Source organism: Nostoc sp. 106C, from assembly GCF_002154725.1.
Lineage (GTDB): Bacteria > Cyanobacteriota > Cyanobacteriia > Cyanobacteriales > Nostocaceae > Aulosira.
Genome location: NZ_MTAW01000095.1, coordinates 13922 through 28979, shown reverse-complemented (window position 1 = coordinate 28979; position 15058 = coordinate 13922). Strand labels below are relative to the sequence as shown.

Sequence of the window (15058 nt, the reverse complement as noted above, 5' to 3'; positions counted from 1 at the left end):
AGATGATTCGAGCTAATCGGCAACATTTATGGCAATTGAGGTTGGTAATTCTATTAGCAATGACTACTGCATTGACAAATTCAGTACGCGCTCAAATTCTCCCAGATGGTACATTAGGGGCAGAAAGTACAAAACTTACACCAAATGCCAACGTTCAGGGATTACCTGCAATCTTAATTGAAGGCGGTGCTACTAGAGGTGTCAATTTATTCCAGAGTTTCTTGCAATTCAATATTGGTGATGGACAACGAGTCTACTTTGCCAATCCCGCAGGTATTGAAAACATCTTCACTCGCGTTACAGGTAGCGACCCTTCAAAGATTTTCGGTACTTTAGGTGTCGATGGTAGAGCAAATCTGTTCTTCCTCAATCCTCATGGTATTATTTTTGGTTCCAATGTTCGCTTAGATGTTGCAGGTTCGTTTTTGGCGACGACAGCCAATAGCTTTGTATTTGAAAATGGCCTGAAGTTTAGCGCCACAAATCCTCAAAAAGCCCCATTACTCACAGTCAGCTTGCGTCCGGGGTTGCAGTTTGGTGTCAATCAGTCAGGAAGTATTAGCAATACTGGGGATTTAAGCGTTGGACAAGATTTGACTCTGGTAGGTAGCAATCTTGACTTACAAGGTAAGTTACAGGCGGGTGGAGATGTAACTATTGAAGCCCCTGGTGATATTTATGTAGGTAATATCAAAACCTCTAGCAATTCTAATAATAATGACTTTAATCGCATCAGCATCAACTCAACTGCTGGTTCTGTCTACTTAAATGGCTCTAATTTGAATACCAGTAATATTGGCTCTGGCTATGCAGGAGAGATAGCTATTAATGCGCGTCAAGAAATCCGAATTGAGAATGCAAGTCAAATTTCTAGTACCGGGAATCTTGGCAAAATATTGATTGGAAGCTCAGAATCTACAGACTTTTCTCCACAAAAAGTCACCATTAAAGACTCTCAAATCAATAATAGTAATTTTGTGGATGGTAATGATGTTGGCAATATAGTAGTTAAATCTCTGGGAGATTTATTGATAACTAACAGTAATCTGGAAACTACAACTTATAGTTCAGGGAAGGGAGGAAACATTAATATTGAGGCTAGTTCCGTGTCTCTGAACAATCAAAGTTCTCTATTAGCTAATACTGAAGGAACTGGAAAAGCAGGGAGCATAACTGTTAACACAACTGGCGGTGCGGTCTCACTTTCTGACAGTAGTATCAACACTGGTACTAATAAAATTACCGTATCTATACAAAATTTATCTAATCAAGAAGGTGCGGGAGGGGGTGATATTAATATAAATACTGACTCTTTATTTCTAACAAATAACTCTATTTTAAATGCTAGTACCTTAGGTTCGGGAGATAGCGGTAATGTCTATATTACGGCAGATAAAACAGTATCTTTTACAGATAATTCTATTTTAAATGCGAGAACTTATTTGCAAGGAAATGCAGGCAATGTAAATATCAAGGCTCAGGAACTTTCTTTTAGTAATGAATCGCTGATCCAAGCTACAACTTTTGGCAGTGGTAATGCAGGTAATTTAAATATCATTTCTCAGTCATTATCTTTGAGCGACATATCAAGAATAGATGCTCAAACTTTTGGCAGTGGCAATGCAGGTAATATCAATATCAAAACACAGTCTCTTTCTCTAACAGAGGGAGCTAGAATCAATGCTGAAACTTTTGGTAGTGGCAATGGTGGCAACATTAATATTAATCCTCTTAAAGATGAAGACCAAGCTGCTGCTTCTGTTACTATCTCTGGAGCAGCACCTTTGATTAGATTTTCTAGTGGATTATCTGTGAATACTGAAAGTGAAAAATCAGATGCTGGTTCTGGTGGAAGTATCACTATTAAAACTGGAAATTTAACTATTAGCGATGGAGGTGTTTTGAGTGCTCCTTCTAAAAGTAGCAATAGCGGTGGCAATATCGATATTGATGTAAATAATCTTGAGCTTACAACTGGAGGACAAATTATCACTAATGCCTATAGAAGTGGAGTAGCTGGTAGTATCAAAATTAGTGCAAACAATAATATTACGATTGCTGGACAAAATTATGAATACGAACAACGACTTAATGAACTTAAAAACCGACTTGATATCCTAAAAGCTATCTACAATGCTTTTCTCGTTGCAAACGACCAAGAACCTAAACGTATACTCGACCCTATTACTAACTTGATTAATAATTTAAGTGCATTACTTGAAAATCCTAGTTCCAATCTACTACTTGATGAACTAAAACAACGAATCGAACAATTTAAAAATAGCTACGATTTTCTTCTGCTTGTCAATAATCTAGAAATTAGCAAGATACTCGAACCAATTAAGAACTTAATTAATAATTTCAATGGGCTGGAGCAGATTTTAATTGCTGCGCAAGACCCTACTTATGCTCAACAACTTAATGGATTAAAAGAGCAACTCGATCAACTTGAAGGTAGTTACAACTTTGTTTTACCGCAAAATGATGCGGAAATTAGACGCATCCTCGGCCCGATTAATCAATATAGCGGACTGTTTGCCAACACCGAAGCGAACTCTACAGGTAATGGCGGTACGATTGATGTTGCATCAGGGCAAGCCACAATTAAAGACAGTGCCAGAATCACTGTAGATAGTCGAGGAACAGGTGTCGCAGGAAGCATCAGCATTACATCCAATCGTTTGACTCTGGACAATCAAGCCCAGATTACCGCCGACACCAATAGCGGTCAAGGTGGTAGCATCACACTCAACTTGCAAGATTTATTGCTGTTTCGCCGCAACAGTGTAGTCTCCACTACCGCAGGTAGACAAGGTGCAGGTGGCGATGGGGGTGCGATCGCAATTAATCTAGATCTTAATCGAGGCTTTATCGTCTCTCCGCCTGTCGAAAATAATGATATCTCTGCAAATGCTTTTTCTGGTAGCGGCGGAACTATCGAAATCAATGCCAAAGGAGTTATTGGGTTAGCAACGCTGACTAGACAAGAACTTGAGCAGAAATTAGGCACAACCGACCCGGAAAAACTTGACCCGCAATTTCTGCCAACTAACGATATTACAGCGATTTCCCAAACTAATCCGCAGTTAAATGGCATAGTCAGCATCAGTTCCCCAGATATTGACCCCAGCAAAGGAATTGTTTCTTTACCGATAAACGCCACTGACCCTTCGCAGCAAATTGCCCAAAGCTGTAGCGCAGTTAATGAAAAAGTAGCTAGTGCATTTACTGATGTTGGGCGTGGTGGTTTACCGCCTAAACCTGATGAATTTCTCAGCAGTGATACGGTGTGGGAAGATATCCGCATCCGAGCTGACACCACGCAGCAGACAGCGTTAACTTCTACTGCAACTCCTGTCAAACAGAAGACAGCATTAATTATGCCTGCTACAGGTTGGGTATTTAATGACAAGGGCGAAGTTACGCTGATATCTCAAACGCCTAAATTTTTTGCTGCTTGGGTGAATTCCTCTAACTGTGCTGCTAAAGGGGTTTTAAAACGAACCGCAAAGGGCGCTAAGGACGCAAAGAAGTAAGAGGTACAGAGAGTTCTAGCGTAAATACTGTAATCAGGAATATTAACTGCCGATAAATGCTGACCAAAACCCCTTATGTAGGATGTCTTCAACCATTCTAAATAGTTTGTAACAAGTCAAAACTTCTCTTATATTTCTTCTCTGCGTCTCTGCGCCTCTGCGTGAGATTCCTTTTTTAAATCTATATTCACTATCTAAATAAAATAACTGTATTTATATGTATTCGTCGCAAAAAACTTCTAAATTTCAAATATCAAATTGTATAACTTGGCTAATATTTACATTTTTTATATTCAACTTTCTCATTTTCAAATCACTAGCACAAACTCCAGCTAATCCGCCTGTACAAGACATAGACCGCCAAATCGAACAGCCAACTCCCCCAACCCCAACAATACCAAAACTGCCGAATCTTGAAGAATTATTGCAGTCTCCACCTACAACTACTCCCATACCTGCAACTAGCGAAACAGTCCCTAGAGATTTACCTGGAACAATTCAGGTGACTGGTTTTGAGGTAGTGGGTAGCACTGTCTTTAATAAACAAGAATTAGATGCAGCACTTAAAGAATTTATCAACAAACCCATCACTTTTACCCAACTATTAGAAGCAGCAGATAAAATTACTGAACTTTACACTAAAGGTTGCCAAGCTGAAAATAAAAATTCAGATTTACCCTGTTACGTTAATTCAGGTGCATACATTCCTTCAGACCAAACTTTTAAAGCAGAGGGTGGTGCCGTTAAAATTCAAGTTGTGGAAGGTAGTTTAGAAAGTATTGAGGTTCGCGGTACAAAACGGCTCAATCCTAACTATGTGCGAAGTCGCCTAGCCTTAGCTACAGATAAACCTTTAAATTTAAAAAAATTACTGCAAGCTTTGCAACTATTACAATTAGATCCGCTAATTAAAAATATCTCTGCGGAATTAGGCAATGGTGTTAATCCTGGTGCGAGTGTATTATCTGTGCAAGTCGCTGAAGCAAAAACCTTTAGCACTCAAATTAGCTTAGATAATAACCGCACACCAGGCATAGGTAGTTTTGAACGACAAATCCAACTTAATCAAGCAAATCTATTAGGATTGGGAGATGGATTAAGTATTGGTTATGCAAACACCGATGGCAGTAATAGTGTAGATCTCAGCTATAAATTACCCATCAATCCCCGCAATGGTACTTTGCAGTTTAACTATAGCTATGCATCCAGTAATGTAATTGAGGAACCGTTCAATGTTTTAGATATTGAAGGTACTTCCCAAGAGTACGGCGTTACCTTTCGCCAACCATTAGTGCAAACTCCCACTACCGAATTTGCAGTCGGAGCAAGTATTACCCACAGAGATAGTGATGTTGGCTTTTTAGAAGCACAAGTAGGAGAACGATTGCCATTTCCTTCTGTGGGTGCAGATGCAAATGGGAAGACGAAAGCAACAATATTGCGGTTGTTTCAAGACTGGACTCAGCGTAGTAGCAAACAAGTACTCGCGGCGCGATCGCAATTTAGTTTAGGCATAGATGCGTTAGATGCCACAATTAACGAAGATGCACCGGATGGTCAATTCTTTGCTTGGCGCGGACAGGCGCAATGGGTGCGACTGCTAGCACCAGAAACTTTATTTCTAGTACGTGCAGATGTGCAATTAGCTGATAGACCCCTATTAGCTTCCGAACAGATTGGCTTAGGAGGACAAGCAACAGTTCGGGGTTATCGTCAAGACCAAATATTAGCAGACAATGGCTTTTTAGCGACTGCGGAATTGCGCTATCCAGTGTTGCGTGTGCCAGAAATTCAAGGGTTGCTACAAGTTACACCATTCATTGATTTTGGTACTGCTTGGAATATTTCTCAACCAGGGAGAACTACTCTTAATCCCGATACTATCGCCTCAACTGGAATCGGATTTTTGTGGCAACAAAACAATTTAACAGCACGTTTTGATTGGGGTATCCCTCTCGGTATTGATATTCCTAATAAAAATACTTGGCAAGAAAACGGACTCTATTTTTCTATTATTTATACTCAACCATTTTAGTTAATAGTCATTTGTCATTTGTCATTTGTTTCCTGTCTTATTTACCTACTTAATTATTTATGTCTATACTTTTACTTCTCGCTACCTTATCTCTAAATCCTGCTGTCAATTTAATTAATCAAAGTTCTCCCCTAGTTGCAGTCATCAATCCCCAGGTATCACAGACTCAAACTGCAAATGGCAAGGAATTATTAGATCAAGGTTTAGTAGCATACCAAAAAGAACAATATTCTCCAGCACTAAAGATTTTCCAGCTAGCAAAGGAATCGTTTCAATCTAAAGGAGATAAACTCAACCAAGCTCTGATATTAAATTATCTTTCCTTAACTTATCAACAATTGGGACAATTAGCTGATGCTCAACAGGCTACTGAACAAAGTTTGCAGCTATTACAAAGCAAAAGTGATAGTAAAGATTATTTATCGATTCGTGCTCAAGCACTTAATACTCAAGGTCAGTTACAACTAGCACGAGGAGAAACAGAAAAAGCTTTAACTAGTTGGCAAGACGCAACAACTACTTACAGTAAAATTGGAGATGAGTCAGGTAAAATTGGTAGCAAAATTAATCAAGCTCAGGCACTACAAACATTAGGTCTTTACCGTCGCGCTACTAACACCTTAGAAGACATAAAGCTGACTTTAGATAAACAACCAGACTCTTTGTTGAAAGCAACTGGATTGCTTAGTCTTGGTAAAAGCTTACTTGTAGTTGGAGATGTCAATAAATCCCGGCAGATATTAGAGCAAAGTTGTCAGATCCAAGCAAAGCGATCGCAAGTAGAAGAAATTTGTAATTTAAAGTTAAGTTTAGGTAATAAAGCCCAAGCACAGCCAAACATTGAACAAGAAAGGCTAGCAGAAATTTTGTTAAGTTTGGGAAATACTGCTCAAGCGCAGCAAAACAGCGAAGAAGCAATACAGTTTTATAAACGCGCTGCTAGTATTTCTCAGAAGCAGAGAACACAGTTACAAGCACAATTAAATCAACTACGGCTGTTGGTACAATCTCTACCAACAGAATCACCAACCCCAGCTTTGTCACAGGAAATTCTCTCTGAAGTTGCAAGTTTATCAGCAAAGCTGGAAAGCTTACCAGCAAGCCGCAGCAGTGTTTATGCTCAAATCAACTTTGCTCAAACTCTACTGAAGCTAGCAAAAATGGGAGTTTTAGCTAAGGGAGGAATTCCCACTCAAAACACTTGCGCAACTGCTGATTCCCTCTGCACGGCAGCTAAAGTTGTCGCTACAGGTTATCAGCAAGCTAAAATCCTCGAAGATGTGCGATCGCAAGCTTATGCTTTAGGTACTTTGGGGAGTTTATATGAACAAACTCAGCAATGGTCGGAAGCTCAAACCTTGACCCAACAAGCGCTAAAATTAGCAGAAGGGATTCAAGCGCGGGATATTGCTTATCGTTGGCAATGGCAATTAGGACGTATTCTTAGCGCTAGCGGTAATGCTCAAGGTAACGAACTAGGAGCGATCGCAGCCTATGATAAAGCAGTCAAAAATTTAAAATCCATCCGCCGTGATTTAGTTACCGTTAATCGTGACGCTCAATTTTCTTTTCGCGATGAAGTAGAACCAGTCTACCGCGAGTATGTGAGTTTGCTATTACCAAAAACTGGGGAACCTAGTACAGAAAATTTAGATAAAGCCAGAAAAGTTATTGAATCATTACAGTTAGCAGAATTAGATAACTTTTTTCGCAGAGCTTGTGTAGACGCGAAACCCGTGCAGATTGATGAAATCGATCAACAGAAACAAACGGCTGTAATTTATCCTGTGGTTTTAAGCGATCGCTTATCTATTATCCTCTCATTACCGCATCAGCAAAACAATAAATCACTGAAATTGCATACAGTTATTCTCCCTCAAAAGACATTTGAAGAAAAAATTAAAGAACTCCATCAAAAAATATTTTTTAGAAGCGCTCGTGAGTTTGTGCAAACTTCACAGCAAGTATACGAATGGTTGATTCGCCCTATTGAATCAGATCTACAAAACAGTGGCGTCAAAAATATCGTCTTTGTCTTAGATGGAACATTGCAGAGTATCCCAATTGCGGCTCTTTACGATCAACAAAAAAAGCAATATTTAATTGAGAAAAAATATAACATTGCTAATACACCAGGGTTAGAGTTATTACCCCCTCAACCTTTGGCAAAAAAACGATTGCAAGCAGTTGTTGGGGGACTCAGTGAAGCTCGTGACAACTTTCCGGCATTACCTGGAGTGAAATATGAGCTTGAGCAAATCAAAGGAATATTTTCCACAGCCGGAAATTTTCTTGATAACAATTTTACTCTGCAAAGAATTGAAGAGGCTGTTCAGTCTTTTCCCGGAGGAATATTACACCTAGCAACTCATGGAAAGTTTAGTTCCAAAGCAGAAGAAACCTTCATTTTGACTTGGAACCAACGGCTAAATGTGAACGATTTCAGTTCTGTACTGAAAACTCGCGAGACAAATCAACAAACGGCAATAGATTTACTTGTCTTGAGTGCTTGCGAAACAGCCGCTGGTGATAGCCGCGCCGCTTTAGGATTAGCGGGAATTGCCGTACAATCTGGTGCACGCAGTACATTAGCTACTCTTTGGAGTGTCAACGATGAAGCAACTGCGGCTCTAATGATTCAGTTTTACAAAGAGATTGCTCAAAATCATAAAAAAGCCGAAGCTTTGCGTAACGCTCAACTCTTTCTACTTTCAGGAGAGTTAAATCCTAAATTTAAACATCCCTATTACTGGGCACCTTTTGTTTTGGTAGGTAATTGGCAATGAAGCTAGATATTGTCTGGTTTAACATGGAAAAATAAAAAGAATTATTGGGAGGAATCAATCGGTATGAGCGTTATTACTGCTAAGTGGACGATTGACGAATATCACCGCATGATTGACGCTCGCATTTTGAGTTCGCGCAAAGTTGAATTACTTAAAGGGGAAATTGTCGAAATGTCACCGGAAGGAGAACCCCATGCTTATTGTAGTGATGAAGCTGGTGAATATTTAGCTGAGTTGTTAGGCAAGCGTGCGACATTACGTGAAGCCAAGCCGATCACTTTACCCAACAACTCGGAACCAGAACCAGATATTGCCATTGTCCAACGTTTAGGACGCGAGTATCGAGAGCATCATCTAGAGTTAAATGTATTCAACTAACCCTTTTTCCTAGGTAAGCGCATCTAAATATTTCTTACCTGTTTTTTGGTTAATTCTCCTTACTTTCTTTGTTTAGAGAAGATAACTTCATCCGCCGACTTTCACGGGATAATGGTACTAAAGCTGGGGCTTGATTTTGAGTATTGCTTTCTTTAAAGCTTTCCACAACTTTAGATAATTCTGCAATTGTCGAAGCTTCAAATACGCTACGTAAAGGTAACTCTAATTGGAAGCTGTCGCGCACTCTGGAGATAAGCTGAGTTGCTAATAAAGAATGTCCGCCTAATTTAAAGAAATTGTCATGAATACCAACATGCTTGATTCCTAACACCTCAGCAAAAATTTTCACTAACACTTCTTCTACAGCAGTTCGAGGCGCGACATAACCTGCTGCTAATTCTGAGTTTATGAGATTTGGTACTTGTAAGGCGCGGCGATCGAGTTTACCATTAGCCGTCATAGGTAAGTGCGATCGCACTACAAATATAGACGGTATCATGTACTCCGGCAGCTTTTGCGCTAAATAAGTTTGCAACTGCGGTACTAATTTCCGTGCTGCTTTAGCTTGTAAGGGATTATTTCCATAAGATTGCCATGCACGTTGTCGTGTGCTATGTGGAAAAACAATTTTCTGATTTATTGCTTCTTTTTGTATAAAAATTACATCATAATTTCCTTCATTATTTGAATCTGACCAGCTAATATCTACCCTGTAATGTAGTTGATTAGCCAGCTCATAAAAGTCTTCGGGATCTACTCCTAAATTCTCAATTTCTTGCAAAGCCTTACGCATCTGGCCTGTTGTTTGCAAATCTTCTCCATCTGCTAGCCATTCTGCTGTTTGAACTGCTGTCATTACCCGTGCATTGGGTACATTGGTAATAGCTAAAATATCTGGTTGCTTCTCAATTAATAGCTGATGTACTGAAGATATTGTGAAGTTATTTTCGCGCCAGTCTAGCCATTGTACTTCTCTATTTTCTTGCTGCTCACTGCTAATATGAAGAATAGCATTATAACGAAACTGAGTTAGCTCATTGCTTTCTTTTCCCCTAATAAGTTGAATTTGTACGCGGCTAATTTGGGGAAAGTGCTGCTTTAAAGCATTGAAAAAAGCTGGATCGATGACTAACTCTGTTTCTTGGAAAAGTTGCATTTGTACCCTTTGCTGCAACTCAGCACGAGTCAGAGAAGGTTCAGCTTGATACAGTTGCACAGATGCATGAAAAGCTTCCAAAAGTCGCAGATTACGCACATCTCCGATGAAGATAAAGCCACCAGATGCAGTTGCTTTTACCGCACCTTCTAAAACTTGAATAAAATAATCAATACTAGGAAAATATTGCACAACAGAGTTGAGAATTACCACATCAAAAGCTGCTGCTTTTATTCCTGCAAAATCATCAGCTATCTTCTGATGCAGCGTTACTTGCGGTAGTTCTTGCTTTGCCAACTGCTGTTTAATATAGTTAAGTGAAATTGGAGAAAAATCTGTTCCATAATATTGATTACAGTGAGGAGCAATTCTAAAAAGTACTAAACCAGTTCCACAACCAATTTCTAATACTCGCTGCGGGTTTAAAGCTTGAATTTGCGCTACTTGGTTATTTATCCACTCACCCATCTGTACTATTGGAATAGGTTGATTTGTGTAACTACTATTCCAGCCGATAAAATTAAATTTTGGATCTAAATCAGCAGCAGATTGATGATAGATTTCGTTATAAAGTATTTGCCATTGCAAAACCTGCTCATCTTGCAGTTGCATTAACTGCTTATTTTCTTGCTCGCTGGTGTATTCACTATTTAGAACAACATAAGCTACTAAACGTTTTTCGCCTGCATCTTCATGAGTCATCACTACAGTTTGCTGCACGGCTAGATGCTGACTTAATACTGCTTCAATTTCTCTTAATTCAATGCGGTAGCCACGAATTTTTACCTGCTCATCAAGGCGACCTAAAAACTTAATATTACCATCTAATTGATAGCGAACTAAATCACCAGTTTTGTACAAACGACTTTCTTCTTGTCCTTCTGCCATCTGCCATCTGCCCTCTGTCTTCTTAAAGCATTCAGCAGTTAAATCTGGACAGTTTAAATATCCTCGCGCCAAACCATCACCACTGATATATAATTCACCTGGAACACCAATAGGTACAGGTTGTAAATTTTTATCTAATATATAAACTTGTGTATTAGCAATAGGACGACCAATTGCAGGTGGTAAATTATTTGAATTGTTAGCAATAACTTGCCCAGAAGTTGTCACAACTGTATTCTCTGTAGGTCCATAGTTGTTAACTACCTGGAAATTATGGGAAGCTAAAGGATATTCATGTAGTTTATCTCCACCTGTTAGTAATATTCTTAAATCTGTATTATTAGACCAATCTAATGGGATAATCTTTTCAGCTAAAGGTGTCGGTACAAAAGAAATTGTGATAGATTTTGATATCAGCCAATCTCGGAGATGTTCAGGCGATCGCTTAATTTCATCATCTACAATATAGATACTTGCCCCAGCTGTAAGGTAAGGCCAAATTTCCCAGCCGCAAGCATCAAAGGCAACCCCAGCAATCTGTGTTACTCGGTCAAGGGATGAAACTGCAAAAGCTTTTTGATGCCAAAAAATCAGATTTAACAATCCTCTATGTTCAATTTGTACACCTTTGGGTTTTCCTGTTGAGCCAGAGGTATAAATGACATAAGCAAGGTTGTTTACTGTAACTTCGCTAGGGAGATTATCTGCAATTTCTTGAGCAATAACTTCCCAGTCTTTATCCAAACAGATAACCTGTGAACTTTGGTTTCCCAAACGTTCAACCCATTGCTGATGAGTTAATAAAATTGGCACCTGTGCATCTGCCAACATAAATTTTAAACGCTCAGGCGGATAAGTTGCATCTAAAGGTAAATATGCTCCGCCTGCTTTCAGGATGGCTAACATCCCGATGACCATATCAAAAGAACGTTCTACACAAAGCCCTACTAAAACTTCAGATGTAACGCCTAATTTTTTGAGATAATGTGCAAGTTGATTGCTGCGAATATTTAACTCTTGATAGCTAATTTGCTGCTCTTTTAATACAAGCGCTATATTATCAGGATTTTGTTCTACAATTTGCTCAAATAATTGATGGATGCACTTATCTTGAGGATAATCTACTTGGGTATTATTCCATGTAACTAATAGCTGATGTAACTCCGCGTCACTTAAAAGCGGTAAATTAGCAATTTTCTGTTCTGGATTTGCAACTATACCCTCAAGTAATATTCTAAAATGTTCCAGCATCCGAGTAATAGTAGCATCTTCAAATAAATCGGTGCTGTAAATGACAAAACCGCTGATTCCTTCTGAATTATCTACCCACAATCCATTATTTGGCTCTTGCTCCCACAGGTGAAATTCTAAATCAAAACGCGTTGTTTCACTATCAAATTGCCAAGGACTGAGTGTTAGTCCAGGTAGTTCTAACGCTGACATCGGCGCATTTTGTAGGGCAAATGCAACTTGAAATAGTGGATTTTGATTTAAACTTCGCTCTGGATGTAGTTCCTCTACCAGCTTTTCAAAAGGCACATCTTGATGAGCGTAAGCACCAAAAGCTACTTCTTTAACTTGACTCAATAATTCTCTAAAAGTTGGGTTGCCGCTTAGGTTGGTACGCAACACCAAACTATTAACAAAAAAACCAATTAATCCTTCAATTTCGCTACGGTTGCGGTTGGCGATAGGCGAACCGACAGCAATATCTTCTTGCTGAGTGTAGCGGTAGAGTAATATTTGGAATGCTGCCAGCAGAGTCATAAACAAAGTTACTCCTTCCTGCTGAGAAAGAGTTAATAGCTTTGCACTCAAGCTTTTTGGTAGTTTTATAAATTGCCTTGCACCTCGGTGAGATTGCACGGCTGGACGTGGTTTATCTGTAGGGAGATTTAATATGGAAATATTATCTAATTTCTTTCGCCAGTAAGCTAACTGAGTTTCTAATACTTCCCCTTGTAGCGATTGGCGTTGCCATTGGGCAAAGTCTGCATACTGAATTTTTAGTTGCGGTAGAGGAGAAGGCTGGTTATTAGTAAAAGCTGTGTAAAGTGCTGCGATTTCCTGAACTAGCACCCCAATAGACCAACCATCTGAAACAATATGGTGCATATTCAGCAGCAAGATATGTTCTGCTTCATCCAATCGCAATAGTGTTACCCGCAGCAATGGTTCAGTTGATAAATTAAAAGGTCTTTGAGCTTCTTGGGTAATAAGTTGTCGTGCTTGTATTTCGCGTTCGGCTGATCGCTGTTGCTGTAAATCTATTATTGGTAATGATATTTTTAAGCTGGATTTAATTACCTGAACTGGTTGTCCTGACTGCATAACAAAATTGGTGCGTAAAGCTTCGTGACGTTGCACAATTTCGTTAAAAGTTTGCTCTAATGCTGCTAAATTAAGCCAACCTTTTAAATGCAGTGCTGCTGGAACGTTATAAAAAGGATTTTTAGGTAATAATTGGTCAAGAAACCACAGTCTTTGTTGAGCAAAAGAGAGAGGAATATCTCCTATGCGGGAAATAGGTAAAAGAGGTGTAGAAGTGAAGTTGGTAGTACGATTAGCTGCTTTGAAGAATTCAATAACTTCTGGTTTACGCTCTTGAATTTCTTTACGAAGTTCTGCTGTTAAACTTCCTTCAGGAGCTTTACAGCGCAATATTTCGCCATCAATAAAAACTTGAATATCTAAGCTGCGAAGATAAGATAAGAACTCAAGCGTCTTCAAAATCACACCCCTTCGCAACAGTTGTTACTTACTACTATTTAATCTCAAATTATTATCACACCTATCCCACTGTATAAATCATTCCTGGGGTTGAAAGTTTCATCATTGTAACTATGGTATGTAGCTAAAAGACAGTGCAGTTCGCAAGGTTTAGGCTCATGATATTCATGCCTCATAATTTTCTGCTGATATGGCTAGTTCAACTGCTGTCGATTGGCATACTTGGCGGGGGAATCTACATTCTCTATGAATGGTATGAACGAAAACTTGTAGGAACTTCCTACTTAGTGGCTGGACTAGTAATGGTGCTGTGGTCTTTTGGCGGTCGTTTTATCAGTTTGCCATTACTGCGCCGTCCTGGTTCTGAGGAACCTAAGTTCATGCGTAGCCAAAGCGTACAACGTTTGTCACGACCAGATGGTAGTGTACTGCAAGTAGAGTTTTTTGGCCCTGAGGATGGTCAACCGATTATCTTGTCACATGGTTGGGGGCCGAACAGTACTGTATGGTATTATGCCAAACGACAACTAAGCGATCGCTTTCGAGTTATTGTTTGGGATCTCCCAGGGTTAGGAAAATCTTCTAGACCGAAAAACAAGGATTATTCTTTAGAAAAATATGCTCGTGATTTAGAAGCTGTTGTTGCCATCGCAGGAGATCAGCCTGTTATTTTACTAGGACACAGCATGGGCGGTATGATTAACCTAACATTTTGCCGCCTGTTTCCAGAGCATTTGGGGCGCAGAATTGCTGGCTTAATTCTTGTAGATACTACTTATACTAATCCGTTAAAAACTTGTATTTTTAGCGGTGTAGTACGTAAATTACAGAAGCCGTTACTTGAACCTGTGTTGTACCTGACTATTGTGCTATCGCCGATTTTTTGGTTGATGACTTGGCTTTCTTATCTCAATGGTTCGCTCTACATCACTGTCGAACTATCGGGATTTACGGGTACAGAAACGCGCGGTCAACTCAATTTTGCCGCTTTATTATCAGCATTGGGTTCTCCTGGTGTCCTGGCTCGTGGCACACTAGCAATGTTTCAGTTCGATGAAACAAACACGCTGCCAAATATTCACGTTCCGGCGTTGGTAGTGTGTGGTGCTTCCGATATAGCAACTAAACCTGTGGCGAGCGATCGCATGAAAGCAGAATTACCTTACTCCCAAAGAGTTACGATCAAACCTGGTGGACACATGGCATTAATGGAGCAGAACCAGCGATTTGCTGAAGCAGTCAGCGCTTTTTGTGCTGAGTGTAAAGTTAATCATTAGAAGAGATGAACTGCTAATTAAATCACCGTACATCAAAATCAAATCTTTTTGATAATATCCCTAGAGAATTCTATCTAACTGAATAAGATTAAACCCAGGAAAAGGGGAGTATCCCACTTTTTTGAACGTCATTGCGAGCGGAGCGAAGCAATCGCATGGACTCGTTCTTAGTTGAAGATTTTGTGATTGCTTCGTCGTTCCTCCTCTCTACGAGACGCTACGCGCTAAGCGAAGCTATGCCGTAGGCTTTACGCAATGACAGTTATTCTCTA

Annotated in this window: 5 protein-coding genes and 1 pseudogene; 5 read left to right on the top strand and 1 reads right to left on the bottom strand. The window is 39.6% G+C overall.

What is annotated here, in order from left to right; all coding sequences use genetic code 11:
• The first annotated feature begins 2 nt into the window (after positions 1-2).
• The 4 genes and pseudogenes from BV375_RS11820 to BV375_RS11805 all read left to right on the top strand — a co-directional run.
• On the top strand, positions 3-3536 hold the full coding sequence (locus BV375_RS11820) for a filamentous hemagglutinin N-terminal domain-containing protein (protein ID WP_086760639.1): 3534 nt from the start codon (positions 3-5) through the stop codon (positions 3534-3536).
• A gap of 217 nt (positions 3537-3753) precedes the next feature.
• Entirely contained in the window at positions 3754-5571 is a 1818-nt protein-coding gene (locus tag BV375_RS11815) for a ShlB/FhaC/HecB family hemolysin secretion/activation protein (protein ID WP_086760637.1), read from the top strand.
• A gap of 59 nt (positions 5572-5630) precedes the next feature.
• Positions 5631-8357, top strand: a complete 2727-nt coding sequence (locus BV375_RS11810; RefSeq protein ID WP_086760635.1) for a CHAT domain-containing protein — start codon at positions 5631-5633, stop codon at positions 8355-8357.
• A 63-nt stretch (positions 8358-8420) separates the two neighbouring features.
• Positions 8421-8711, top strand: a pseudogene (locus BV375_RS11805) (Uma2 family endonuclease); the annotation flags it as partial.
• A 73-nt stretch (positions 8712-8784) separates the two neighbouring features.
• Here the strand turns inward: BV375_RS11805 and BV375_RS11800 are convergent.
• Complete coding sequence (locus BV375_RS11800; protein WP_243713917.1) at positions 8785-13515, bottom strand: non-ribosomal peptide synthetase; 4731 nt, start codon at positions 13513-13515, stop codon at positions 8785-8787.
• A 161-nt stretch (positions 13516-13676) separates the two neighbouring features.
• Here BV375_RS11800 and BV375_RS11795 point away from each other — a divergent pair, with 161 nt between their 5' ends.
• Positions 13677-14786 carry an alpha/beta hydrolase gene (locus tag BV375_RS11795; RefSeq protein WP_243713916.1) on the top strand — a complete coding sequence of 370 codons (1110 nt, stop codon included), beginning with the start codon at positions 13677-13679 and terminating at the stop codon, positions 14784-14786.
• Positions 14787-15058: the final 272 nt, after the last annotated feature.

What these genes read in the sequence shown, in the direction of transcription:
- BV375_RS11820 (WP_086760639.1), top strand. Translation starts at nt 3, where the DNA reads ATGATTCGAGCTAATCGGCAACATTTATGGCAATTGAGGTTGGTAATT.
- BV375_RS11795 (WP_243713916.1), top strand. Translation starts at nt 13,677, where the DNA reads ATGCCTCATAATTTTCTGCTGATATGGCTAGTTCAACTGCTGTCGATT.
- BV375_RS11815 (WP_086760637.1), top strand. Translation starts at nt 3,754, where the DNA reads ATGTATTCGTCGCAAAAAACTTCTAAATTTCAAATATCAAATTGTATA.
- BV375_RS11810 (WP_086760635.1), top strand. Translation starts at nt 5,631, where the DNA reads ATGTCTATACTTTTACTTCTCGCTACCTTATCTCTAAATCCTGCTGTC.